General features: G+C 54.0%; 1 rRNA gene. It reads left to right on the top strand.

Annotated features, from left to right (window positions below):
• Positions 1 to 580: ribosomal RNA gene (locus AC1FXP_RS23585) — 23S ribosomal RNA — on the top strand; the annotation flags it as partial.

Below are 580 nucleotides of genomic sequence, written 5' to 3'. Positions count from 1 at the left end.
GATGTTGGCTTAGAAGCAGCCACCATTTAAAGAGTGCGTAATAGCTCACTGGTCGAGTGACTCTGCGCCGAAAATGTACCGGGGCTAAACGTATCACCGAAGCTATGGATTGACACCTTCTGGTGTCAGTGGTAGGGGAGCGTTCTAAGTGCAGCGAAGTCAGACCGAGAGGACTGGTGGAGCGCTTAGAAGTGAGAATGCCGGTATGAGTAGCGAAAAGAGGGGTGAGAATCCCCTCCGTCGAAAGCCCAAGGTTTCCTGAGGAAGGCTCGTCCGCTCAGGGTCAGTCGGGACCTAAGCCGAGGCCGAAAGGCGTAGGCGATGGACAACAGGTTGAAATTCCTGTACCACCTCCTCACCGTTTGAGTAATGGGGGGACGCAGAAAGGTAGGGTAAGCGCGCTGATGGATATGCGCGTCCAAGCAGTTAGGCTGGAAAGTAGGCAAATCCGCTTTCCATAAAGGCTGAGCTGTGATGGCGAGGGAAATATTAGTACCGAAGTTCCTGATCCTACACTGCCTAGAAAAGCCTCTAGCGAGGTGAGAGGTGCCCGTACCGCAAACCGACACAGGTAGGCGAG

The organism is Halalkalibacter sp. HAAS-P013, assembly GCF_056619925.1.
The sequence above is the reverse complement of the archived record's forward strand: the minus strand, read 5'-3'. Positions and strand labels throughout refer to the sequence as shown.